Below are 22,110 nucleotides of genomic sequence, written 5' to 3'. Positions count from 1 at the left end.
TGAACGGCCGCAGCCCCTCACCCCAGCCCTCTCCCCAGAGGGGCGAGGGGGCAAGGCCGGGCATGGATGCGCCGGGGAGCGGCTCAACCGCTGCGGCTCGCCGCCCTCACCCTCTGCCCAGAGGGGCGAGGGAGCCCGCTGGCACGGGGTCATGTCAGGGGCGCGCGGCGGCGGGCGTGGGGGCGATCAGGCCGCCGCTGCCCAGCATGCCCTGCATGCGGTCGCGCAGCTCGCGGCTGATGGCGCGGGCGTCGTCGTCGGAGCGCAGCACGCGCGGGGTGAGGATGACCAGCAGCTCGGTGCGGGACGCGGACTGGGTGTGGGTGCCGAACAGCGCGCCCAGCACCGGGATGGCCGAGAGGAAGGGCAGGCCGGCCTTGGAGTTGCTGGCGTTGTCCTTGATGAGGCCGCCCAGCACCAGCGTCTCGCCCGAGCGCACGGCGACCTTGGAGTCGATCTGGCGCTGCATGAAGGTGGGGTAGCCGGCGGTGGCGGCGGAGGTGGAGTCGGGGCCGATGTCGGTGACGGTCTGGCTGATGTCGAGCGTGACCAGGTCGCCCGCACTGACGGAGGGCGTGACGCCAAGCATGACGCCGGTGTCCTTGTACTGGATGTTGGTGGTGATGACGTTGTTGGTGCCCGTGGTGCTGCTGAGCACGGCGCCGGTGTTGATGGGCTGCTGGGTGCCCACCTGGATGGCGGCGGTGTGGTTGTCGAGCACCATGAGCGAGGGGCTGGACATGACCTTGAGCAGCGACTGGTTGGCCAGCGCGGTGAGCACGGCGCTGATGTTGCCGGCCGAGTTGCGCAGGGTGTAGGTGAAGGAGGTGCTGTTGGCTGGGGTGGCGGCCGTGGCGGCGTTGCCCAGCATGCCGGTGCCGCTGCCGCCCAGGGTGCCGCCGTTGAAGGCCCATTGCAGGCCGTATTGCAGGCCGTCGCCCAGGGTGACTTCGACGATGGAGGCCTCGATGAGCACCTGGGCGCGCTGCACGTCCAGGCGCTTCAGCGTGTTGGCAATGCGCTGGTATTCGGCGGCGCTGGCGTGGATGAGCAGGGTGTTGTTGATGCGGTCGGCCATGACGCGCACGTTGCCGCCCAGGGTGGTGGTGGTGACGTTGGGGCCGCCGGCCTGCGCGCCGCCCTGCCCCGCGCCGACCTGGGTGCCCAGGCGGCTGCCCAGACCGCCGCCGCTGCTCATGCTGCCAAAGCCGGTGCCGCCCAACCCGCTTTGCCCGAAGGGCGAGCTGGTGTTGCGGTTGGCGCCGTACTGGCTGGCGAAGCTGCTGTTGACGTTGTTGGCACCGCCCACGCCGGTGAGGCCGGGAGCCACGCCGGTGAGGCCGCTGAAGCCGGAGGTCTGCTGGGTGGCGCCGTAGATGCCGTTGAGCAGCTCGGCCAGGTGGTCGGCCGAGCCGTTTTGCACCTTGTAGACGAACAGCTGGGGCTCGGCGCTGTTCATGTTGGGCTGGTCGAAGCGCTCGATCCAGTAGCGCGCCTCGTCCAGGTAGGCGGCGCGCGGGGTGATGACCATGACGGCGTTGATGCGCTCGATGGGGATGACGCGCAGGGCGCCGAACAGGGGGCTGTTCTCGCCCAGGCCCTGCAGGGCGGGCGCGCCGGCGGCCGCACCCGCGGCGCCAGGGGTCACGGAGGCGGAGGTGCCGCCCGCGCGGGCGGTGACGCCGCGCGCGGCGGCGCCGGCGGCCTGGGCCGAGGTCTGGCCGCCGGGGGCGCCGGCACCGGCTGCGCCCGTGCCGCCGGAGAGCAGGCGCAGGGCGTTGTCCACCTCGGCGGCGCTGGTGTACTTGAGCGGGAACACGCCCACGGACATGCCGCGCAGCAAGTTGACGTCGAAGGTCTTGACCAGGTCGAGCCAGCCTTCGGCCTCGGCGCGGGTGCCGCGCAGGATGAGGAAGTTGCGCAGGGTGTCCACGCGGACGATGGCGTCGCCGGCGATCAGCGGGCGCAGGATGTTGGCCATCTCGGTGGCGCCCAGGTATTCGAGCGGCACGACGATGGTGCCGTAGCCGGGCGGCAGGGGCTTGCCGGGCTCGGCCACGACGGGGGCGCTGACGATGCCCTTGAGCGATTCGGGCGTGCCGACGTGGTAGGTGCCGCGGGTGTCGCGCGCCATGACGATGCCGTTGGCCTGCAGCGCGCCTTCGAGCAGCAGCAGGGCGCGGTCGGGGCTGACGGCCTGGCGCGTGGTGAGGGTGATGGTGCCGCTCAGCGGCGGGTGGACGATGTAGTCGACCTTGAGCAGGTCGCCCAGCACGACCTTGACCACCTCGGCGGCGGGGGCGGATTCGAACTTGAGGCTGGTGCTGGCGCCGCGCACGGGCGGGTTGGCGGGGGTGTGCGGCGGCGCGATCAGGCGGTCGTTGCCGCGGATGATGATGGGCTCGGCGCGGGGGGCGTCGTTCTCGGACGGCGCCGAGGCGACCGGCGCGGGCGCACTGGCCGCGGGGGCGACGGCGCTGGCGGCGGGCGCGGGCGTGGCCCAGGCCGACGCCGGCGCGGCCGCCGGGGCCGGCCCGCCGCCCAGGTCGGCGCAGGCGCTCAGGGCGGCGGCCGTGGCCAGGGCGAGCAGCGGGGGGAGGAGTCGGGACTTGGGCATGGCGTGCGTGAAGGGATCAGGGAGAACGAGCGGCGGCGGCCGATTGTGTCAGAGCTTGAGAGTTTTTTGGGCGTGCCCGAGGAGCGCGTCAAAACGCGGCCAATCGAGGCGCAAAGCGCAGACGTAGCTCGGGCTACGGCGAGCATTTGCAACGACGAGTGGGCGTGTTTTGGCGTGATCAGCGAGCATGGACAAAAGACTCTCAAGCTCTCAGGTCAGCGGTGGTCGGGGCGCGGCGCGCCCCCGGCAGAGCCCACCGGCCGGCCGCGGGGCACGCAGGCGATCGTGGTGACGACCGCGCAAGGCCACGCCGCCACGCCGCTACGCCGCCGCGCCGCCGCGCTGGCGGCGCGCGCCGGGCGCCCGCGCGGCGGAGACGGGAGATGCGCCATTCAATTGGGTGCGCTGGCCGGCGCACTGGCGGGCGCGCCGCCACCGAAGGCGCCGATTTGCGGGGTCGAGGCGGCCGGCGCCGCCGGGGCAGCGGGCGCGGCCGGTGGCGCGGCCTTGCTGCCGGCACTGTCGCCGGAAGGGTTGCAGGCGGCCAGGGTGGCGAGGGCCAGCGCGGCGGCCAGGGAGGAAAGCAAACGGGCGGGGGTCATGAGCAGCTCCTTGCAAAAGGCGATGGGCCAGGCCATCGCAAAGTCAGCGGGACGGGCCGGCGGGCTTGGCGGGCAGGCGGACGCCACCGCCGAAACTGCCCAGGGGCGCCGGTTGCGACGCGGCCGCCGCGGGAGCGGGGGCCGTTGTGGCCGGCGCGGCCGGCGGTGGCGGGACGCGCGCGGGTGGGGGCGCCGGCGCCATGGGTTTGGCGGCGCCAGCAGCAGCGTTGGTGGCGGTCGGAGCGGCGCCGGTCGTGGGGGCGGCGCCGGGGGCACCGGACGGGGCCGCGGCACCGGGGGCCGCAGCGGCGGCGGGGGCCTGCCATTCGAGCGTGCGCTCCTGGCCGCCGCGCACGAACACGGCCTGGCGGTCGTGCAGGCGCGCCAGCTTCCAGTCGCCGACCGATTCGCCCACGCGCACGAAGCGGGCCTTGCCGCCCTCCTCCAGCATGACGCCGCTGAGCGTGGGGCCGGCGATGACGCCTTGCAGCCGGGCCTGCTCGATGGGGCTGGGCGCGGCCTTGGGGGCGGAGGCGACGGACGCCGTCGACAGCACCGGGCGGCGGTTGTCGTTGAACAGCGGGCGCTCGGTGACGATGGGAGACAGGGCGCCCGCAGCGGGGTTGGCGCGCAGCAGGGCGGCCCGCACGTCGTCGAGGTTGGGCGGCTGCGGGGGCGGTGCCTGCCACTGGCGCCAGGCGGCCAGCGGGCCGGGCGCCCACCACAGGGCGGCCAGCAGCGCCAGCATGAGGGCCAGGGCGGCGGTGTAGAGGGCGCGGGCGCGGCGACCGGTCATGGCGCGTGCCCCTTGAGGACGTACAGGTCGAGCTGGGCGAACACGATGGGCGGGTCGCCGCCAAAGGCGCCACGCTGCACGCCGAGCTGCAGGGTGTTGGTGTAGATGGCGGGGCGCTGGCGCGCCAGCTCGGCCAGCAGCGCGGCCAGGGCCGGCCAGTCGCCTTCGATGCGCAGGGACAGGCCGATGCGGTCGAAGCCCTTTTCGTCGCGCGGGGCGGCGGTCTGGCTGCTGGAGACGCGCAGGCCGCGGGCGGAGGCCAGCTCGCGCACGCGCTGCAGGGCGGCGTTGCCGGTCTGGCTGGCGTCGTCGGCGGTGGGGTAGACGAATTCAGCCAAATTGGCCGTCAGCGCTTGCTCTGTCTGCGCAAACAGCTCTTTGTTTTGTAGCATTCCGGCCATGCGGGCGTGGCGTGGGTCGATCTCGGCGATGGTGGCCGAGGCCTGGCGGTACTTGGCCACCACGGTCCAGCCGGCCCAGGCCAGCGCGGCCAGCAGCACGCCGCCGGCCAGCAGCAGCCACAGCACTTCGGGGCGGCGCAGGGTGGCGGGGTTGAAGGCGCTCGGCAAGGCCCGGTTCACGACGCGGCCTCCTTGCCGGCCAGCACCGGGCCGTAGCGATGGGCGTCGAGGCCGAGTTCGATGATGAAGGTCTCCTTGGCGGCGCCGGCGCCGCGGGTGGCGGGCGAGGTCAGGCGCACGTCGTGCGCGCCGGGCTGCTCGGCCAGGCGCTGCACCAGGGCGGCGGCGTCGTCGGCCAGGCCGTTGAGCACCAGCTTGTTGCCCTCCACGCGCAGGCCGGTGAGCCAGGCGCCGTCGGGCAGGGTACGGGTGAGCAGATCGAGCACGGGCCCCAGGGCCAGTTGCTGCTCCTGCAGCTGGGCCAGGGTTTGCAGGCGCTCGAGCTGCTTCATGAGGGACTCGCGCTGGGCCAGCTGCGGGGCGGCCTGCTTTTGCATGGCGTCGAAGGCGGCCATGGCCTGGCGCGCCTTGGCGCGCTGCAGGGCGGTGGGCGTGACCACCAGGGCCGCCAGCACAAGCAGGGCCAGCGCGGCCAGGCCCAGCCGGCGGCTGACGCCCTGGCGCGTGCGTGCCTGGCGCAGGCCTTCGCCAAAGCCTTGCAGCACGATGGGGCGCATGGCGCCGTCGGGCGCGGCGGCGGGGATGACCCAGACTTCAGGCGGCGGGTCGTCCGCCAGGGCGGCCGCTTGCAGGCATTGCTCGACCTGGGCGCGCGCGGCGATGGCCACATCGACACGCAGGCGCTCGCCGTCCAGGCGCTCGCTGCGATAGCCCCACACGGTCTGCTCGGGGCCAAAGGGGCTGGCGGCGGCGACGTCGAGGGCCACGGCCTGGGCCAGGTCGGCGGCGGCCAGCGGCGGCAGGGTGAGACGGCGCTCGAGCACGCGCTCGGCGGGCAGTTGCAGGGCCTGGATGGGCGCGCCGGGCGCGGCGCCGGGGGCGGGTTGGGCCACGCCCTGTGCCATCAGCCAGTGGGTGGCGCCGCGGCCGTCGGCCGGGTGCAGCGTCACTGGCAGGCGCGGCGCCAGTCGGCGCAGACCGGGCAGACCGAGCAGCAGCGCGCCGGCGGCCTGCCATTGGGCGGGCCACTGCGCGGTGTCGATGCCGAAGGGGCGGCGGGATTCGGTCGAAGTTGAATTCATGCAAGCAAGGCGGCGCCGGGCTTTCAGCCGGCGACGGCGGCGATCTGGCGCTCGGTGCGCAGCACGCGCCACGGCGCGGTGCGCGATGCGCCTCCTCCCAAGGCCACGTCCTGTGTCAAACGCAGTATTTTGCCTGCTTCCAGCGGGACACTGACGACCAATCGGTAAAGTTGTCCGCCAGCGGTATCGACAAAGGCCGAATTGAAACCGCTGGTGTCGCCACCGGGCTGGCCGCTGTTGCGCTGATTGAGGTACTGCTGCACGGCGCCACTGTTGCCTTGGGCCAACACCGCCAGCACGCCCGCCGGCGCGGCGGCGGGGTTGACGCGGGAGCTGCCGCGCAGGTCGGCGCTGACCAGAGGGGCCACGCGGGCATACAGGCCGTAGTCGATGCCGGGGATGAGCATCAGGTCTTCGACGGCCTCGAACTGGCGGGGTTGGTTGGTGGGCGCCGGCGTGGCGCCGGCGTTGACGTCGGCGCGGCCCTCGCGCCAGGCGACGACGGACACGGCCAAGGCCTGGGCGGGGCCCGCCGGCAAGCCGCCGGCCACCTGGAACAGGGCGGCCAGCAGCTCGGGCGCGGCGCCGCCCAGCGAGATCAGGCCGTTCAGCGGCGCCAGTTGCACGGGCAGGTCGCGGCCGGCGTAGCTGACGTCGAGCGTGACGATGCCACGCGGCGGCGCGGGCGCGGCCTGCAACTGCTGCAGGACCAGGGCCACGGCCGCCTCGCCCAGCGCCTGGCCTTCGATCTGTTCGCGCTGCGTGCCGGTGACGGTGATCTGCTGGCGCACGGTCTGGGTCACGCCGATGACCATGACGCTGAGGGCGGCGACGATCCACAGCACGGCGATGAGCGCCATCCCGGAAACTGGCCCCCACGCTCCCCTGCTGCGCATGGTCCGCTGGCCTTGCAGGCCGCGGAGCCGCCAGAGTCGGCTCCTCTTCAGGCTGTCCAGGCTCGCGCACGCGAGCCTGGAGCCGCAGCCTTCAGCCCCGAGGGGGCCCGCACCGCCTTGGGACGGCCCGGCGGCGGCGCGTGGGCGCCGCCACGCGGCCTTGCTGCAAGGCCGGTAGCGCGGAATCGACTTTCCAGTCACCGCGTGCCTCCGCCAAACGAGCCCAGCGTCGCCGAGGGGTCGGTGGCATAGGGGGGCGTGAGGGCGACGATCAGCGGCGGCCAGGGGGGCGTGGGGCCGTCCACCTGCAGCGCGACGGCGCCGGGCAGCAGGTTGGCGGGCAGCGCGCTGACCGGCACGCCGGCGGGCGGCCAGACGGGGCTCCACTGGCCGGTGCCCGGGTCGAGGTAACGAAAACTGAGGGCGCTGGCGGGCGCGGCCAGCACCTGGCCGGCGGCCTGGCCCCAGGCGTCGAAGCCGGGCGCGCCGGTCCAGGGGGCGTAGCGCAGCACCAGGCGGGCACCGCCCTCGCCCGGCTCCAGCGCCAGGCGCAGGTAGTGGCGCCCGCCCAGGCCGTAGCGCGCGGGCATGACGCCGACCCAGGCCAGCGCGTTGGGGCCGCCCTGGAAGAAGGGCACCTGGGCGGCGTTGTCGGCGTTGCCACTGGGATAGCGGCGCGCGGAGGCGCGGGCCAGCGCCTGGTCCAGCAAGGCGGTGGCCAGGCGGTAGTCGTCGGCGTCCTCGACGCGCTGCTCGACGCGCGTCTCGACCTGGCCCATGGTGCGCAGCGCGCTGGTGAGTATCAGCATCAGCATGGCCAGCAGCACCAGGGCGATCAGGACCTCGACCAGGGTGAAGCCATTGGCCTGGCAGCGCGGACGCGTGCGGCTCATCGGGTGACCTCGCCGGGCTGCGGCAGGCGCTGCGGGCGGATGCTGGACAGCTCGAAGTGGCGTGGGACGTCGCCGTCCTGCCACGCCACGTCGACCCGCAGCTCGTGCAGGCGCGCGGCCTGTGGCGCGGCGTTGTTGACGGCCGTGGGATAGGGCCGGCTGATGACGGTCCAGCCGTAGCCGGCCGCCTGGCCGGACTCGTTCAGGCCCTGGGCCGGAACCACGGCGTGCGCGGCCAGCAGGGATTGGGCCAGGATCATGGCGCGCTCGTGCTGAACGAGGTTGCTCACCTGGCGCGCGTTGTTGCCGCTGACGCGGTAGAGCATGCCCAGGGCCATGGCGGCGATGGCGAAGGCGACCAGGATTTCGAGGAGGGAGAAGCCCCGCTGGGGGGAGTGGATGCGCCGCTGGCCCCTCACCGCGCCCGGCGCTGGCGGCGAGACGCCGCCGCTCTTCAGACCGTCCAGTTCCGCGCAGGCGGAACTGGAGCCGCGGCCTTCAGCCCCAGAGGGGCGAGGGAGCCAATACCCCAAGCGGCGCGGCAGCCACGGCCTGGCCCCCTCTCCCGCTGGCGGGAGAGGGTTGGGGTGAGGGTGGAGCGCCCGCGTCATGGCTCAATCGCCTCCTGCTCGACGCGGCCGGAGAACCAGTCCACGCGCAGGCGCACGCCGGTGCCCGAGGGGCGGATCAGATCGACGCTGCCGCCCGAGGCCCCGCCGCGCGGCGAAAAGCGCACGGCCAGCTTGCCGCCCTGGGTGCCCTCCTCGGCGGCCATGACGGCGCGCAGGGTGAGCGGCTCGGGCACGGTGTGCTGGGGGCCGCCCTCCAGCCCGAAGCTGCGGGTTTGCAGGTCCACGGTGAAACGCGTCTCGACGCCGCTGGCCTGGGCCTGCTGGCGCGCGCTGCGCAAGTCGGTGAGCACCTGGCGCACGGTGTCGCGGTATTGCACGGATTCATGCAGGCGGCCAAAGGCGATCGGCACCAGGCCGACGACCAGGGCCATGAGCGCGATGACGACGAGCAGTTCGATCAGCGTGAAACCAGCGGTGCGGCCCTGCTCCCTCCCCCGCTGGGAGAGGGTTGGGGTGGGGGCCGCCGGCGCCGGCACGATCGCTGCCGATGGTGCACGCCCCGAGCCCTCATCACCCCCTTCCCGCAGCGGGGGAAGACGCCTGCCCGCAAGGAGCCGCACGGACACTTACTGCTTGTTCTGGATGTCGGCGTTCTCGCCCTCGCCGCCGGGGGCGTTGTCGGCGCCCAGCGAGAGGATCTGGATGCCGCCGTTGGGGCCGGGGTTGGCGTAGCGGTAGGGGTTGCCCCAGGGATCGACAGGCAGGCCGCCCTTGAGGTAGGGGCCGTTCCAGCCGTTGGCCGAGGCCGGCTTGGTGACCAGCGCCTGCAGGCCCTCGGCGTTGGTGGGGTAGCGGCCGACGTCGAGCTTGAAGATCTCCAGCGCCTTGTCGAGGTCGGCGATCTGGATGGCCGCGGTCTTGCTCTTGGCGCCGCCCAGGCGCTCCATCACGGCGGGGCCGACCAGGCCGGCGAGCATGGCGATGATGGCGATGACGACCAGCATCTCGATCAGGGTGAAGCCGCGCGCGGCGCGGGCGGACCAGCGGCGCAGGGTGCGGGTGAAGGTGGGGGTCATGCGGTTCCTTTCGGTGAATCAGCCGGCCAGGTCGTTGATCGACAGGATGCCCAGCAGGATGGAGACGATGATGGCGGCAATCAGCGCGCCCAGCACCAGGATGAGGATGGGCTCGAGCAGGGTGAGTGCGCGCTTGATGCCGGTTTCGACCTCGCGGTCGAGCACGTCGGCCAGCTCGTTCATCATGGGACCGATGCGGCCGGTTTCTTCACCGACTCGGATCAGGTTGATGGCCAAAGGTTCAAACACCTGGGTGCTTTCCATGGCGCGGGTGATGCGCACGCCCTCCTTGACCTGGGGCGCCATCTTGGCCAGGGGTGCGCGCAGCTTGGCGTTGCCGACGGTCTCGGTGGCGATGTGCAGGCCGGTGAGCAGGGGCACGCCGTTGCCCAGCAGGGTGCCGAGCGAGCGGGCAAACAGCGTCAGCTCATATTTGTAGAGCAAGGGGCCCACGACGGGCAAGGCCAGCACGCGCGTTTGCCACCAGGCGCGGCCGGCGGGCGAGCGCAGCCAGCGCCAGGCCAGCCAGCCGATCAGCAGCACGGCGATGCCGATCGCGAGGCCATGGTCGCGAAACCCCTGGCCCAGCGCCATCACGATGCGCGTGGGCAACGGCAGCGCGTCGCCCATGCCCTTGAACAGCTTTTCGAACTGGGGCACGACGAAGCCCAGCATGCCCACCAGCGACAGCACGGCCACGCCCAGCAGGATGGCGGGGTACAGGGTGGCGGACACCACGCTTTCGCGCAGCGCGCGCAGCCGCTCCATGTGCGCCACCAGGCGCTCGAGCACCTCGGACATCTGGCCGCTGGCTTCGCCCGAGCGCACCATGTTGATGTAGAAGTCGCCAAAAAGCCGCTCGTGCTTGGCCAGCGCGCGCGAGAAGGGCGCGCCGCCCTTGACGTCCTCCAGCACGCCCTGCAGCAGCTGTTGCGCGCTGGGCTTGGCGGTCATCTCGATCAGCACGCGCAGCGCGTTGTCGAGCGCCAGGCCGGCGCGCAGCATGATGGACAGCTCGCTGGTGAAGGCCAGCACGTCGGTGCGGCCCACGGGGCTCTTGTCGACCCGGCGCGCGCGCCCGCCCACCAGGATGGCGGCGGTGGCGGCGGCATTCTCGACCTTGAGCGGCGTCAGGCCGCGCTCGCGCAGCTGGCGCAGCACGGCGTCGGCGGCGGCGGCCTGGCTGCGGCCTTCGATCAGCTGCCCGTCGGCCTGGGCGGCGCGCCATGCGAATTCAGGCATGGCCGTGACCCCTGCGGCACGGCGCCGCCCCGTGGCGACCGCCCCTCACCCCTCCCTCTCCCCAAAGGGGCGAGGGCGAACGGTCGGGGGGGTTTGACCCCCTCTCCCTCTGGGAGAGGGTGGGGGTGAGGGCCGCGGCGTTGATCGAATGCGGGGCGTCCACGGCACTCATGTCTCGCCCTGATCCTGCGTCACGCGCAGCAATTCGTCCAGGCTCGTGGCGCCCGCCGCCACCTTGCGCAGGCCGTCCTCGTACAGGCTGTGCATGCCCGAGCGCATGGCCAGGGCGTGCAGGGCGCTGGCGTCCTGGCCTTGCAGGATGGCGCTGCGCATGGCCTCGTCCACCACCAGCAGCTCGTGGATGCCGGTGCGGCCCTGGTAGCCGGTGCCACGGCAACGCTCGCAGCCCCGGGCCTCGTACATGGGCTGGCCGGCGGGCAGAAAGCGCCCCAGGCCCGAGTCGGCCAGCAGCTCGGGCGCGGGCTGCACCGGCGCCTTGCAGTGCGGGCACAGGCGGCGCACCAGGCGCTGGGCCAGCACGCCGTTGACGGTGGAGGTGATGAGGTAGCGCTCGACCCCCATGTCCTGCATGCGGATGACGGCGCTGGCGGCCGTGTTGGTGTGCAGGGTGGAGAGCACCAGGTGGCCGGTCAGGGACGATTGCACGGCGATCTGCGCGGTCTCGCCGTCGCGCATTTCGCCGATCATGATGATGTCCGGGTCCTGGCGCAGGATGGAGCGCAGGGCGTTGGCGAAGGTGAGGTTGATCTGGGTGTGGACCTGGATCTGGTTGATGCCCTCCAGCTGGTATTCGACCGGGTCCTCCACGGTGATGATTTTTTGCGTGGTGGAGTCGAGCTTGGCCAGCGCGGCATAGAGCGTGGTGGTCTTGCCAGAGCCGGTGGGGCCCGTCACCAGCAGGATGCCGTGCGGGCGGTGCACCAGCTGGTTGAAGCGCTCCAGGGTGTCTTTTTCAAAGCCCATGTCCTCCAGGCCAAAGCGCACGCTGGCGCGGTCGAGCACGCGCATGACCACGCTCTCGCCCCACACGGTGGGCACGGTGGACACGCGCAGGTCCAGCTCGCGGCCCTTGACGCGGATCTTGATGCGCCCGTCCTGCGGCAGGCGGCGCTCGGCGATGTCCAGGTGCGCCAGCAGCTTGACGCGCGAGCTGACGGCGGCGCCCTGCCCCGCCGGCACCACCTCGCCAGGCAGCAGCACGCCGTCCACGCGGTAGCGCACGTGCAGGCCGTCTTCAAACGGCTCCAGGTGAATGTCCGAGGCGCGCAGCTCGATCACGCGGCCGATCAGGGCGTTGACCAGGCGGATGACGGGCGCCTCGCTGGCCAGGTCGCGCAGGTGCTCGACGAAGTCGCCGGCGCCCTCCTCGTCCAGCGGGCCTTCGCCGGTGTCGGCGGCGTCGGCCTCCTCATGCTGGCGCTGCAGGGCCTTGGCGATGTCGGAAGCCAGACCGACGGAGGGGTGCACGGCCAGGCCGGTGGTCAGGTGCAGGGCCTTGAGCACGAAGGCGTCCTGCGGCGCGCGCATGGCGACGTCGAGCCGGCCATCTTCGGCACGCAGGGGCAGCACGTGGTGCGCGCGCAAAAAGTCGGGCAGCAGGCCGGGCAGATCGGGCGGCGCGTCGGGGAAGGCCTCGGCGGCGACAAAGGGCAGGCCCAAATGCTCGGCCAGCGCGCGCGCGGCGTCCGCCTCGGACACCAGGCCCAGGCTGACCAGCACGCCGTCGAGCGCGCCGCCCATCTCGTGCTGCGCGGCCAGCGCGCGCTCCAGATCGCGCGGCGACAGCTTGCCGGCGCGCACCAGCAGCGCGCCGTATTCGGGCCAGCGAACGGCGGTCACGGCAGGGTCGGCAACAACGGAGAGGTCGGTCATCAAACAGGGGGAGCGGGTTGCGGTTGGCAGCAGGAACGCACGAAGCGGTGCGTGACAGGACTCGGCGCCGGAAAACAGGGATTTTAGTGGCGCGGGCGGTGGCGCCAGGCGGGGGAGCACCAAAGGCGCCACAGGCTGCGCAGGTGCCAGGCGAGATGCTGCATGCGGCGGTGGCTGCTGCGCTGCGCGGTGTGCTCGACCACGGCGGCGTCGGCGCGCGCCAGGCGCCAGCCGGCGGCCTGCAGGCGCAGGCACAGATCCACGTCCTCGCAATACATGTGGTAGCGCTCGTCGAAACCGTCGACGCCGGCGTAGGCCGTGCTGCGCAGCAGCAGAAAGGCACCGTTGACCCAGTCGGGCCTTTCACCCTCGCATACCTCGTGCTTGCGATGCAGCAGGACGCGTGCCAGCAGGCGCCCGGGCGTGGGCCACAGGCGCTCATGGTCTTGCGCGCGGCCTGCAGCATCGCGCTGCACCGGGTAGGCGGCGCCGGCCCGTGGGTCGGATTGCAGCGCCGTGACCAGGGCGTCAAAAGGGTTGGTGTGCAAGCGCAGGTCGGGGTTGAGCACGGCGAACAGGGGTGAGGCGCCTAGAAGCGTGTCGTGCACGAAAGCGCGGTTGTGGTTGGCCCCGAAGCCCAGTGGGCGTTCGTTGCGCAGCCACTCGAGCTCGAACGGCCAGGGCCCCGCCGGCGCGTCGGCGACCGGTGGAACGTTGAGCGTGACGATGACGCGCCGCAGCCGCGAGTCACGCAAGACGCGCAGATCGCGCAGCAAGAGGGCGATCTCGGCGTCGTGCCCGTGGCTGACGATGGAGACGGTGATGTCCATGCAGGCGGCGGCGATCAGGCCGGCAGTTCGGCCTGCGCCAGCAGCACGCCAGCGCGGTCCTTGGCCGAGAGCAGCGGCTGGGCGATGCCGTGCGCGGCCAGCGGCCACGCGATCCCGACGGCCGCATCGTCCCAGGCGATACAGCGCTCGTGCTCGGGGGCGTAGTAGTCGGTGGCCTTGTACAGAAAGTCAGCCGTCTCGCTGAGCACCACGAAGCCGTGCGCCAGCCCGGGCGGGACCCACAGCTGGCGGTGGTTGTCGGCCGTCAACTCCACGCCAACCCAGCGCCCGAAGGTGGACGAGCCGGGGCGAATGTCGACCGCCACGTCGAACACGGCGCCCTGCACCACGCGCACCAGCTTGCCCTGGGGCTGGCGCAGCTGATAGTGCAGGCCGCGCAGCACACCCTTGGCCGAACGGCTGTGGTTATCCTGCACGAAATCCACGTCCAGGCCGGTGGCCGCGGCGAAGCTGCGGCGGTTGTAGCTTTCGGTGAAAAAGCCGCGCGTGTCGCCGAACACCTTGGGTTCGAGGATCAGCACGCCGGGCAGGGCGGTGGCGATGGCTTGCATAGTCAATCTCCGGTGGGGGGCTGCTGGAGCACGCGCACGCCGTGGGGTAGATAGCGGCGCCAGCGTTGCAGCGCGGCGGCGAGCGCGGCGGGGGCCAGCTGATAGAAAAACTGTTGATCGCGGCACGCCACCCGCATGGCACCGAAATTCTCGTGGAAGCGCCATACGCTGGTGTTGTCCTGGCGCACCTCGAAGTGCGCACGGTCAAAGCCCAACGCGCGTGCGTAGTGATACACCATCAGCGCCGACTCGATGGCGCAGCGCGCGGGCAGGCCGGTGCGCAGCAGCCACGAACCCCAGCTGAAGGAGTCACCGCGCGCGTTGTACAGGCGCACGGTTCCCAGAGGCTCGCCGCTGGCGGCGTCGCACACGATGAAATAGGCCTGCGTCTCGTCGCCGGCGTACCTCTCCAGCCATGCGATCTGGGCAGCCAGCGCCGCTGGCACAGCCGACAGGTGGCGCGCCCGCACCGGGTCGGTGCGCAGAGCGTGGATGAAGGCGGCGTCGGCCACCTGGGCGTTGCGCAGCACAAGCGTGTGGCCTTCGATGCGCGCGGCCTTGCGGATGCGCGGAAGCGATGCAGGTGGCGCGGCTGTCATGACGACTCGGCCAGTCGGCAGGTGACGCGCAAGTCGATCAGGCGAAAAGCGCCGCCGGGCCCATCGACGGGGTCGATGCGCAGCACCGGAGCAAAGCCTGTGGCGCTGTCGATGGAAAACTCCAGCGGCGCGGGCTCGGCGCCGGCGTCACCACCATAGCGCAGGCGCTGCGAGCGCGCCTCGGTGTCGTCGGACTGCCCCGGGAATCGATAGAACACCTGAACGGTATCGACCTGGCGCGCCTGCAAGCGCAGCTGCACACCCAACACGCGGCAATGCGCCAACCGATGGGCATCGGGCAGGGCAAGCCGCATTCGCGCATCGCCCGCGGCCTGCATCCAGCCGCCCTCCAGCGGCCGCACGTCGGCCCAGTGGGCGACACTGAAGTCCGCAGGGGTTTGCCAATGCAACAGTTCTTGCCCAAAGCCCGCGCGTGCCACGATAGGCAGGTAGCGCACGAAGGAGGCGTGGATGTCCTGTGCGTACTCATAGGCGCGGCTCCAGTCGCGGATGCCGACGGCATCAAAGCCCGGGCAGACAATAGGGGCGCCGGAGCCCAGCTGGCCAGCCAGGCAGCGGATTTCACCGGCGCGAAAGTCCGAAGCACTGCGGTAGTAGGCCGGCACGTCGAGAACGCCGCGCACGCCAGCCACGGCCAGCAGCAGCGCCAGCACCGCGAAGCCGCCACGCGCGGGCACGGCGGCGCCGGCCTGGCGAGCGGCACCGGCCGCCAAGGCAATGGCCAGCAGCCACGGAAACAGCAGGGTCACCCAGAAGAAGTGAAATCGGCCATAGCCAAAGCGAAACACGTCGGCGGCGCTCTGGATGGAAGCGTCGCGCAATCCCGCACGACCCAGGGCGACCATGGCCAGGTAGGCCGCCACGACGGCCAGCAGGGGCAGCGCGACGAGGCTTAGACGGACCCTCGCGGCGTCGCGCCCGTCGCGCGCCAGCAGCCAAGCAGCGCCCCCCGCCAGCGCCAGGGCCAACAGCACGACCCAGACTGACTCCAGCCCGATGACGCCAAACCCATGCCCGGTGGCGCGACCGAGCTTGCCGGCCAGATACAGCCAGAAGTCGGGCTCCAGTGGGCTCGTCAGCGGTATGCCCTGGCCGCGCGCGTCGGCGCCGGCGTGGCGCGTGAACGCCAGTTGCAGGCCCGTGGTGAGCAGACCCGCTGCGCCCAGGGCCAGGCCGCCCCAGCGGCCGCGTGCCAGCAACGCGGCCTTGTCGATGACATTGAAGCGACGCGCAAGCACCCACCAGGTGGCGCCCATCAACAGCGCACCGACAGCGCCCGAGATGTAGGACAGGCCGGCCAGCAGCCCCAGCGCGAACACCCCGATCGCGCGCGTGCCTGACGACACCGGGATGCTGAAGTTGAGGGCTGCTGCGGCCAGCAGCGCCACCAGGGGCAGCGCCTGGTGGTAGGCCAGGTTCTGCTCGCCCCAGTAGCTGCCCGATTGCAGCATGAACACGGTGGCGGCAAAGGCCAGCGCGCGCACCGCGGGCTGCGGCACGGCCCAGCCCAGCAAGCGCCACTGCAGGGCCAGGAGCGAGCCCAGCACCGTCAGCATGGACAGCGTTTGATACGCGATTGGGTTGCCGCCCAGCGTGCGCTGCGCCAGGCTGTCGAGTGCCAAACCGACCGGGGCGATGGTGTTGTTGGTGGCTTGAAAGAGATAGTCCAAGCCAAAGGTGCCGGCGGTGCGCTCGTTGTAGGCACGCCAGTCGTCCAGAAAAGGCAGGTCGGTGCCCCAGCGCAGCCAGGCCACCAGGTTGGCCGCCAACATGGCCAGCGGCAGCGCCACGCAGGCGCGCAGCAGCCATTTTTGCGCCCGGGCGCAACGATCAGCGCGCGGCATGGGACGTGAAGATCCAGCGCTGGATGAAGAACATGAGCGGCACGCACACGGCAATGGCGGCCAGCGGCGCCAGCCAGACCGGCGCGTGCAGCCAGGCCACCCAGGCCTGCACGACGACCAGGCCCAAGCCCAGTTGCAACACCTGGCTGGCGGCCAGCCAGGCCAGCGAATGGCGTTTGCCCGGCCGCGCAAACACCAGGTGGCGCAGCAGCAGAAAGGACAGGCCGATGCCGGCCACGAAGGCCAGCCCGTAGGCCAAGCGATAGTCCAGCACCTGCAGCAGCGCCAGGTACAGCGCCCAGGTCACGGCCGTGTTGGCGCCCCCGGCCGCCAGGTAGCGCAGTGCCTCGCGCCAGATCACACCGGGCCTCCGGCCGCATGCGCAAGAAGGGTGAACTCGGCGTAGTCGCGGATGTAGTCGGCAGCGTCGTACCGGTCGGAGGCCAGTACCAGAAGGACGGCGTCCGCCGAATAGCGGTGCTGCACGCCCCATACCATGGGCGGCAGGTGCAGGCCCAGGTTGGGGCGGTCGAGCACGAATTCCTCGCGCCGCGCGCCGTCGTCGGCGGTTACATGGATGGAGCCCTTGACGGCCATCAGGAACTGGTGGCAGCGGTGATGCGCATGGGCGCCGCGCAGCTCGGCACTGGGCACGTTGTAGATCAGGAAGCTGCGTTGCACGGCAAAAGGCAGGTCAGGCCCGACTTCGGCCACGCACAGATCACCACGTGCGTCCTTGACCTCGCGCAGCACGTGCAGGCGCACGCCGCGCACGGCGCTGTCGATCACGCGGGGGCTTTGGGCCACGGCTGGATGGCTCATGAAGCGTTGAACCGATCGACGCGCAGCGCCACCGCCTGCGGGCGCTGCTTGGTGTTTTCATACGCGCGCCAGGCGTAGGTGCCGACGATGCCCAGGCTGAGCAGGTTGAGCGCGCCGAAGAACAGGATGGCGATCAGCGTCATCGAGTAGCCGGGCACGGCGATCAGACCAGACAGCTTGCCGAACAGCACCACGACGGCCATGGCCACGGCGACCGCCATGCCCAGCATGCCGGCGCGGGTGAGCAGGCGCACGGGCAGGTCGGTGAAGGCAAACACGCTGTCGGCCAGGTAGGCGATTTTTTTGCTCCAGGTCCAGGCCGACTGGCCGTGCTGGCGCGGCTGGCGCACGTAGGGCACGCTGGCGCGGCGAAAGCCCAGCCAGAAGATTTGCGCGATGAGCGAGCTGCGGCTCTCGGCCAGGGTCAGCAGCGCGTCGCGAAAGGCGCGGCTGCAGGCGAAGATGTCGACGCCGCCGGGGGGCATGTCGGGCACCACCCAGCGACGGTACGCGGCCCAGAACAGCTGCGCCTGCCAGCGCTGCAGGAAAGGGTCGTGGCGCAGCGCGCGCTCGGCCACCACCACGTCGGCCTCATCGCGCGCCAGCACGGCCTGCATCTGCAGCACCAGCTCGGGGGGCTCTTGCAGGTCGGCGGCCATGACGGCGAAGGTCTCGCCCGTGGCCTGCTGCAAGCCCATGCGCACGGCAGCAAAAGCGCCGAAGTTGCGGGTGAGCAGCACCAGGGTGGCGTTGAGACCCGTGGCGGGCAGTTGCGCGCGCAGCAGCGCGTGGCAGCGGTCGGGGCTGCCGTCGACCACGAAGACCACCTCCAGCGCACCGGCGAGCTGCTGGTGCAGGCCCTGCACGGCGGCCAGCAGATCGGGGATGGAGCCCTCGTTGCGGTAGACCGGGATGATGAGGCTGAGCACGCATCAATCCTTGGCAAAAAAACCGCGCACGGCCTCGATCACGGCATCGGCCTGCGCGTCGGTCAACCCGGGATAACAGGGCAGCGACAGCACCTGCGCACAGGCCGCCTCGGTCACGGGCAGTTGGGGCACGGGCCGGCCGGCCCAGATGGGCTGAAGGTGGTCGGCAATGGGATAGTGCACGTCGCTGGCGATGCCGCGCGCGGCCAGGTGCGCTTGCAGCGCGGCGCGGCGCGGCGTGCGCACGACGTACAGATGCATCACGTGCTCGGCGCCGGGCGCGCTCGGGCAACGCAGGGGCAGCTCGCCCAGCGCGGCGCTGTAGCGCGCGGCAATGGCGCGCCGGCGTGCGTTGGCGGCGTCCAGCCGCGGCAGCTTGGCATGCAGCACGGCGGCTTGCAGCTCGTCCAGGCGGCTGTTGACGCCGCCGGCCAGCGTGACCTCGTACTTGCGCGCCCAGCCGTACTGGCGCAGCGCGCGCAGGCGCTCGGCCAGGGCCGCGTCCGATGTCACCACCGCACCGCCGTCACCCAGCGCGCCCAGGTTCTTGGTAGGGTAGAAGCTGAAACAGCCGAGAGCACCCCAACTGCCGGCACGACGACCTTCAAGCGCGGCGCCGTGGGCCTGGGCACAGTCCTCGATCAGCGGCACGCCCGCCTTCCAGCACAGCGCGGCAATGGCGGGCAGGTCGGCCATTTGCCCATACAGGTGGGTGACGAGCACCGCTGCCACCGGGCCGGCGGCCAGCGCGGTGGCCAGGGCCTGGGGCGCCATCGTCAGGCTTTGCTCGTCCACATCGACCCAGCCCACCGCGGCGCCCACCTGGGCGATGGCGGCACTGCCGGGGCAGCCAGCGTTGGCCACCGTCAGCACGCGCTGGCCGGCGCCCACCCCCAGCGCGCGCAGGGCCAGGGCGATGGCGTCGGTGCCGTTGGCCACACCCACGGCGTGATCCACGCCGACGCAGTGCGCAAAGGCGGCCTCGAAATCGCGCACGCCGGGGCCCAGCACGTACCAGCCGCTGTCGGCCACCTGCTTGAGGCAGGCGCCCAGGTCGACGCCAAAGGCGGCGCCGGTGGCGGAGAAAAACGGGACGCGCGGGGGCTCGGTCATGTCAGTTATCCATGGCGCTGCGCGCCACCCGCAGGGCATGAAACATCATGGACGCCCGACAAGTGGCAGGCCGATCGCCCTCGCCCTTTCGGGGAGAGGCAGGGGTGAGAGGCAGCAGCGCGCCGCAATCGCCGTGCCCTTGCGCAGACCCCGGCCCTCACCCCCACCCTCTCCCAGAGGGAGAGGGAGCAAATACCGGGACGCGGCGAGAGCTCGGGTCGTTTCATCTCAGCGGCGAGCGCTTGGATTGGCGCGGTCTTTGAGCAAGCCCAGCAGGTACTGCCCATAGCCGCTCTTGGCCAGCGGCTCGGCCAGGCGCTCGAGCTGCGCGGCGTCGATGAAGCCGCGGCGCCAGGCGATCTCTTCGGGGCAGGCCACCTTCAGGCCCTGGCGGCGCTCCAGCGTGGCGATGAACTGGCCGGCGTCCAGCAGGCTGTCGTGCGTGCCGGTGTCCAGCCAGGCGTAGCCGCGCTGCATGATCTGCACGTTGAGTTGGCCTTGCTTGAGGTAGGCGTCGTTGACGGCGGTGATTTCCAGCTCGCCGCGCGCGCTGGGTTGGATCGACTTGGCAATCTGAACCACCTGGCCGTCGTAAAAATACAGTCCGGTGACGGCGAAGTTGCTGCGCGGTTGGAGCGGCTTTTCCTCGATGCTGATGGCGCGCCCGCCGGCGTCGAACTCGACCACGCCGTAGCGCTCGGGGTCGTGCACGTGGTAGGCAAACACGGTGGCGCCTTCGCTGCGCGCGTGGGCATTGGACAGCAGCAACTCGAAGTCGTGGCCGTAAAACAGGTTGTCGCCCAGCACCAGCGCGCTGGGTGCGCCGGCCACGAATTTTTCGCCAATGATGAAGGCCTGCGCCAGGCCGTCGGGGCTGGGCTGCACGGCGTATTGCAGGTGGATGCCCCAGGCGCTGCCGTCGCCCAGCAGCTGCTGAAAACGCGGCGTGTCCTGCGGCGTGCTGATGATCAGGATGTCGCGCATGCCGGCCAGCATCAGCGTGGACAGCGGGTAATAGATCATCGGCTTGTCGTACACCGGCAGCAGCTGCTTGCTGATGGCCAGGGTGGCCGGGTGCAGGCGGGTGCCGGAGCCGCCGGCCAGGATGATGCCTTTGCGTGGGGTGCTCATGGTGCTTACAAAATCTCCAGCAGCATGCGGTTGACGCCGGCTTGCCAAGGGGGCAAGACCAGGCCGAAAGCCGCCTGCAGCTTGCGCGTGTCCAGCCGCGAATTGTGCGGCCGACGCGCCGGGGTGGGAAAGTGGCTGCTGGCCACGGGGACCACTTCGGTTGCTTTCAATTCGATAGCTGGTTGCGCTTGTCTGGCCTGCGCCAGCACGTGATTTGCATATGAAAACCAGGTGGTCTCGCCGGCTGCGGCCAGATGGTATAGGCCGGCCTTGGCGGGTTCGGCGCGCACCTGTGCGATGGCGTGGGCGCTGACGTCGGCAATCAGCTCGGCGCCGGTGGGCGCGCCCCATTGGTCGTCGATCACGGTCAGGCGCTCGCGCTCGGCCGCCAGGCGCAGCATGGTCTTGGCGAAGTTGGCGCCGCGCGCGGCGTAGACCCAGCTGGTGCGCAGGATCAGGTGCACGCAGCCCGATTGCACGATGGCCTGCTCGCCCGCCAGCTTGGTGCGCCCGTACACGCTGAGCGGACCCGTGGCGTCGCCCTCTTGCCAGGGCGTTTGGCCGCTGCCGTCAAACACGTAGTCGGTGCTGTAGTGCAGCAGCAGCGCGCCACACGCGGCCGCCGCACGCGCCAGCACGGCGGGGGCCTGGGCGTTGATGCGCTCGGCCAGTTCGGGCTCGGCCTGCGCGCGATCCACCGCGGTGTGGGCGGCGGCGTTGACGATCACCTGGGGCTGCACAGCGCGCACGGTGGCGGCCAGGCCGTCCAGGTCGGCCAGGTCGCCGCACAAGCTGCCCTCGCCACGCCGATCCAGGGCAATCACCCGGCCCAGCGGCGCCAGGCTGCGCTGCAACTCCCAGCCGACCTGGCCGTTCTTGCCCAGCAGCAGGATGTTCATGCGCTGGCTGCCGCTCCATATTGCGTCGCCACCCAGTCGCGGTAAGCGCCCGACTGCACCTGGGCCACCCAATCGGGGTGATCGAGATACCACTGCACGGTCTTGCGGATGCCGGTGTCGAAGGTTTCAGCCGGGCGCCAGCCCAGCTCGCGCTCGATCTTGCGCGCGTCGATGGCATAGCGCCGGTCGTGGCCCGGGCGGTCCTTGACGTGGGCGATCTGGGCGCGATAGCTCTGGCCGCCTTCGCGCGGACGCAATTCGTCCAGCAGGGCGCAGATGGTGTGCACGATGTCGATGTTGGGCTTTTCGTTCCAGCCGCCGACGTTGTAGGTCTGGCCCGGACGGCCAGCCTCCAGCACGCGGCGGATGGCGCTGCAGTGATCGCCCACGTACAGCCAGTCGCGCACCTGCATGCCGTCGCCATACACCGGCAGCGGTTTGCCCGCCAGGGCGTTGGTGATCATCAGCGGGATGAGCTTTTCAGGGAAATGGAACGGCCCGTAATTGTTGGAACAGTTGGTCGTCAGCACCGGCAGGCCGTGCGTGTGGTGCCAGGCGCGCACCAGGTGGTCGCTGGCGGCCTTGCTGGCGCTGTAGGGGCTGTTGGGCTCGTAGACGTGCTGCTCGGTGAAGGCCGGGGCATCCGGCGCCAGGCTGCCGTAGACCTCGTCGGTGGAGACGTGCAGGAAGCGAAACGCCGCCTTCTCTGGTTCAGGCAAGCCGCCCCAGTACGCGCGCGCGGCCTCCAGCAGGCGGAAGGTGCCGACGATGTTGGTGTCGATGAAGTCGCCCGCGCCGTGGATGGAGCGATCGACGTGGCTCTCGGCGGCGAAGTGCACGATGGCGCGCGGCTGGTGCTCGGCCAGCAGCCGGCCCACCAGGGCGCTGTCGCCCACGTCGCCGTGCACGAAGACGTGGCGCGCATCGCCCTGCAGCGTCGCCAGGTTGGCGCGGTTGCCGGCGTAGGTCAGCTTGTCGAGGTTGAGCACGGCCTCCGACGAGCCGGCCAGCCAGTCCAGCACGAAGTTGCTGCCGATGAAACCGGCGCCGCCGGTGACGAGAATCATGAATGGGCCCTCCAGCCTGGGTCTGCGCGCATG

The 22,110-nt window shown here is 71.3% G+C and carries 23 protein-coding genes; all 23 read right to left on the bottom strand.

Annotation, left to right across the window (positions count from 1 at the left end):
• Window positions 1-154 precede the first annotated feature (154 nt).
• Window positions 155-2,617 (bottom strand): type II secretion system secretin GspD, encoded by a 2,463-nt coding sequence (gspD, locus tag U1F38_RS01275; protein ID WP_409985242.1) that lies wholly within the window; start codon window positions 2,615-2,617, stop codon window positions 155-157.
• A 392-nt stretch (window positions 2,618-3,009) separates the two neighbouring features.
• Window positions 3,010-3,219 carry a hypothetical protein gene (locus U1F38_RS01270; RefSeq protein WP_409985241.1) on the bottom strand — a complete coding sequence of 70 codons (210 nt, stop codon included), beginning with the start codon at window positions 3,217-3,219 and terminating at the stop codon, window positions 3,010-3,012.
• A 43-nt stretch (window positions 3,220-3,262) separates the two neighbouring features.
• On the bottom strand, window positions 3,263-4,015 hold the full coding sequence (locus tag U1F38_RS01265) for a hypothetical protein (protein ID WP_409985240.1): 753 nt from the start codon (window positions 4,013-4,015) through the stop codon (window positions 3,263-3,265).
• Entirely contained in the window at window positions 4,012-4,596 is a 585-nt protein-coding gene (gspM, locus tag U1F38_RS01260; protein ID WP_409985239.1) for a type II secretion system protein GspM, read from the bottom strand. The genes U1F38_RS01265 and gspM overlap by 4 nt, the downstream gene beginning before the upstream one ends.
• Window positions 4,593-5,678, bottom strand: a complete 1,086-nt coding sequence (locus U1F38_RS01255; RefSeq protein WP_409985238.1) for a PilN domain-containing protein — start codon at window positions 5,676-5,678, stop codon at window positions 4,593-4,595. The genes gspM and U1F38_RS01255 overlap by 4 nt, the downstream gene beginning before the upstream one ends.
• Window positions 5,679-5,701: 23 nt before the next feature.
• Window positions 5,702-6,538, bottom strand: coding sequence for a general secretion pathway protein GspK (locus tag U1F38_RS01250; protein ID WP_409985237.1), 837 nt, complete (start codon window positions 6,536-6,538; stop codon window positions 5,702-5,704).
• Window positions 6,539-6,771: 233 nt separating this feature from the next.
• The gene (locus tag U1F38_RS01245) at window positions 6,772-7,467 is read right to left on the bottom strand and encodes a prepilin-type N-terminal cleavage/methylation domain-containing protein (RefSeq protein WP_409985236.1); all 696 of its coding nucleotides are present in this window, start codon (window positions 7,465-7,467) and stop codon (window positions 6,772-6,774) included.
• Window positions 7,464-7,886 (bottom strand): prepilin-type N-terminal cleavage/methylation domain-containing protein, encoded by a 423-nt coding sequence (locus U1F38_RS01240; RefSeq protein WP_409985780.1) that lies wholly within the window; start codon window positions 7,884-7,886, stop codon window positions 7,464-7,466. The genes U1F38_RS01245 and U1F38_RS01240 overlap by 4 nt, the downstream gene beginning before the upstream one ends.
• A 188-nt stretch (window positions 7,887-8,074) precedes the next feature.
• On the bottom strand, window positions 8,075-8,575 hold the full coding sequence (locus U1F38_RS01235; protein ID WP_409985235.1) for a Tfp pilus assembly protein FimT/FimU: 501 nt from the start codon (window positions 8,573-8,575) through the stop codon (window positions 8,075-8,077).
• 90 nt (window positions 8,576-8,665) lie between these two features.
• Window positions 8,666-9,115, bottom strand: coding sequence for a type II secretion system major pseudopilin GspG (gene gspG / locus U1F38_RS01230; protein ID WP_409985234.1), 450 nt, complete (start codon window positions 9,113-9,115; stop codon window positions 8,666-8,668).
• A gap of 18 nt (window positions 9,116-9,133) precedes the next feature.
• Entirely contained in the window at window positions 9,134-10,357 is a 1,224-nt protein-coding gene (locus U1F38_RS01225) for a type II secretion system F family protein (protein ID WP_409985233.1), read from the bottom strand.
• A 168-nt stretch (window positions 10,358-10,525) separates the two neighbouring features.
• Window positions 10,526-12,250: a type II secretion system ATPase GspE gene (gspE, locus tag U1F38_RS01220; protein WP_409985232.1), complete on the bottom strand. Its 1,725-nt coding sequence runs from the start codon at window positions 12,248-12,250 to the stop codon at window positions 10,526-10,528.
• Between the two features lie 83 nt (window positions 12,251-12,333).
• Window positions 12,334-13,080 carry a glycosyltransferase gene (locus U1F38_RS01215; RefSeq protein WP_409985231.1) on the bottom strand — a complete coding sequence of 249 codons (747 nt, stop codon included), beginning with the start codon at window positions 13,078-13,080 and terminating at the stop codon, window positions 12,334-12,336.
• A 14-nt stretch (window positions 13,081-13,094) separates the two neighbouring features.
• Window positions 13,095-13,652: a dTDP-4-dehydrorhamnose 3,5-epimerase gene (gene rfbC, locus U1F38_RS01210; protein WP_409985230.1), complete on the bottom strand. Its 558-nt coding sequence runs from the start codon at window positions 13,650-13,652 to the stop codon at window positions 13,095-13,097.
• A gap of 2 nt (window positions 13,653-13,654) precedes the next feature.
• On the bottom strand, window positions 13,655-14,251 hold the full coding sequence (locus U1F38_RS01205; protein WP_409985229.1) for a GNAT family N-acetyltransferase: 597 nt from the start codon (window positions 14,249-14,251) through the stop codon (window positions 13,655-13,657).
• On the bottom strand, window positions 14,248-16,116 hold the full coding sequence (locus U1F38_RS01200) for a hypothetical protein (RefSeq protein ID WP_409985228.1): 1,869 nt from the start codon (window positions 16,114-16,116) through the stop codon (window positions 14,248-14,250). Before U1F38_RS01200 ends, U1F38_RS01205 begins: the two co-directional genes overlap by 4 nt.
• Window positions 16,103-16,477, bottom strand: a complete 375-nt coding sequence (locus U1F38_RS01195) for a GtrA family protein (protein ID WP_409985227.1) — start codon at window positions 16,475-16,477, stop codon at window positions 16,103-16,105. The genes U1F38_RS01200 and U1F38_RS01195 overlap by 14 nt, the downstream gene beginning before the upstream one ends.
• Window positions 16,474-16,938, bottom strand: coding sequence for a sugar 3,4-ketoisomerase (locus U1F38_RS01190; protein WP_409985226.1), 465 nt, complete (start codon window positions 16,936-16,938; stop codon window positions 16,474-16,476). The genes U1F38_RS01195 and U1F38_RS01190 overlap by 4 nt, the downstream gene beginning before the upstream one ends.
• Window positions 16,935-17,867: a glycosyltransferase family 2 protein gene (locus U1F38_RS01185; protein WP_409985225.1), complete on the bottom strand. Its 933-nt coding sequence runs from the start codon at window positions 17,865-17,867 to the stop codon at window positions 16,935-16,937. The genes U1F38_RS01190 and U1F38_RS01185 overlap by 4 nt, the downstream gene beginning before the upstream one ends.
• A 3-nt stretch (window positions 17,868-17,870) precedes the next feature.
• A complete protein-coding gene (locus U1F38_RS01180; protein ID WP_409985224.1) occupies window positions 17,871-18,980 on the bottom strand; it encodes a DegT/DnrJ/EryC1/StrS family aminotransferase in 1,110 nt (369 codons plus the stop codon).
• Window positions 18,981-19,208: 228 nt separating this feature from the next.
• On the bottom strand, window positions 19,209-20,111 hold the full coding sequence (gene rfbA / locus U1F38_RS01175) for a glucose-1-phosphate thymidylyltransferase RfbA (protein WP_409985223.1): 903 nt from the start codon (window positions 20,109-20,111) through the stop codon (window positions 19,209-19,211).
• A gap of 5 nt (window positions 20,112-20,116) precedes the next feature.
• On the bottom strand, window positions 20,117-21,010 hold the full coding sequence (rfbD, locus tag U1F38_RS01170; protein ID WP_409985222.1) for a dTDP-4-dehydrorhamnose reductase: 894 nt from the start codon (window positions 21,008-21,010) through the stop codon (window positions 20,117-20,119).
• Window positions 21,007-22,077: a dTDP-glucose 4,6-dehydratase gene (gene rfbB / locus U1F38_RS01165; RefSeq protein ID WP_409985221.1), complete on the bottom strand. Its 1,071-nt coding sequence runs from the start codon at window positions 22,075-22,077 to the stop codon at window positions 21,007-21,009. The genes rfbD and rfbB overlap by 4 nt, the downstream gene beginning before the upstream one ends.
• Window positions 22,078-22,110: the final 33 nt, after the last annotated feature.

It is taken from the genome of Ottowia sp. (assembly GCF_046348305.1).
Lineage (GTDB): Bacteria > Pseudomonadota > Gammaproteobacteria > Burkholderiales > Burkholderiaceae_C > Ottowia.
Note: the sequence above shows the minus strand (reverse complement) of the source record. Positions and strands in the feature narration are given on the sequence as shown.

What these genes read in the sequence shown, in the direction of transcription:
- gspD (WP_409985242.1), bottom strand. Translation starts at nt 2,617, where the DNA reads ATGCCCAAGTCCCGACTCCTCCCCCCGCTGCTCGCCCTGGCCACGGCC.
- U1F38_RS01270 (WP_409985241.1), bottom strand. Translation starts at nt 3,219, where the DNA reads ATGACCCCCGCCCGTTTGCTTTCCTCCCTGGCCGCCGCGCTGGCCCTC.
- U1F38_RS01265 (WP_409985240.1), bottom strand. Translation starts at nt 4,015, where the DNA reads ATGACCGGTCGCCGCGCCCGCGCCCTCTACACCGCCGCCCTGGCCCTC.
- U1F38_RS01255 (WP_409985238.1), bottom strand. Translation starts at nt 5,678, where the DNA reads ATGAATTCAACTTCGACCGAATCCCGCCGCCCCTTCGGCATCGACACC.
- U1F38_RS01250 (WP_409985237.1), bottom strand. Translation starts at nt 6,538, where the DNA reads ATGGCGCTCATCGCCGTGCTGTGGATCGTCGCCGCCCTCAGCGTCATG.
- U1F38_RS01245 (WP_409985236.1), bottom strand. Translation starts at nt 7,467, where the DNA reads ATGAGCCGCACGCGTCCGCGCTGCCAGGCCAATGGCTTCACCCTGGTC.
- gspG (WP_409985234.1), bottom strand. Translation starts at nt 9,115, where the DNA reads ATGACCCCCACCTTCACCCGCACCCTGCGCCGCTGGTCCGCCCGCGCC.
- U1F38_RS01225 (WP_409985233.1), bottom strand. Translation starts at nt 10,357, where the DNA reads ATGCCTGAATTCGCATGGCGCGCCGCCCAGGCCGACGGGCAGCTGATC.
- gspE (WP_409985232.1), bottom strand. Translation starts at nt 12,250, where the DNA reads ATGACCGACCTCTCCGTTGTTGCCGACCCTGCCGTGACCGCCGTTCGC.
- U1F38_RS01215 (WP_409985231.1), bottom strand. Translation starts at nt 13,080, where the DNA reads ATGGACATCACCGTCTCCATCGTCAGCCACGGGCACGACGCCGAGATC.
- rfbC (WP_409985230.1), bottom strand. Translation starts at nt 13,652, where the DNA reads ATGCAAGCCATCGCCACCGCCCTGCCCGGCGTGCTGATCCTCGAACCC.
- U1F38_RS01205 (WP_409985229.1), bottom strand. Translation starts at nt 14,251, where the DNA reads ATGACAGCCGCGCCACCTGCATCGCTTCCGCGCATCCGCAAGGCCGCG.
- U1F38_RS01200 (WP_409985228.1), bottom strand. Translation starts at nt 16,116, where the DNA reads ATGCCGCGCGCTGATCGTTGCGCCCGGGCGCAAAAATGGCTGCTGCGC.
- U1F38_RS01190 (WP_409985226.1), bottom strand. Translation starts at nt 16,938, where the DNA reads ATGAGCCATCCAGCCGTGGCCCAAAGCCCCCGCGTGATCGACAGCGCC.
- U1F38_RS01180 (WP_409985224.1), bottom strand. Translation starts at nt 18,980, where the DNA reads ATGACCGAGCCCCCGCGCGTCCCGTTTTTCTCCGCCACCGGCGCCGCC.
- rfbA (WP_409985223.1), bottom strand. Translation starts at nt 20,111, where the DNA reads ATGAGCACCCCACGCAAAGGCATCATCCTGGCCGGCGGCTCCGGCACC.
- rfbD (WP_409985222.1), bottom strand. Translation starts at nt 21,010, where the DNA reads ATGAACATCCTGCTGCTGGGCAAGAACGGCCAGGTCGGCTGGGAGTTG.
- rfbB (WP_409985221.1), bottom strand. Translation starts at nt 22,077, where the DNA reads ATGATTCTCGTCACCGGCGGCGCCGGTTTCATCGGCAGCAACTTCGTG.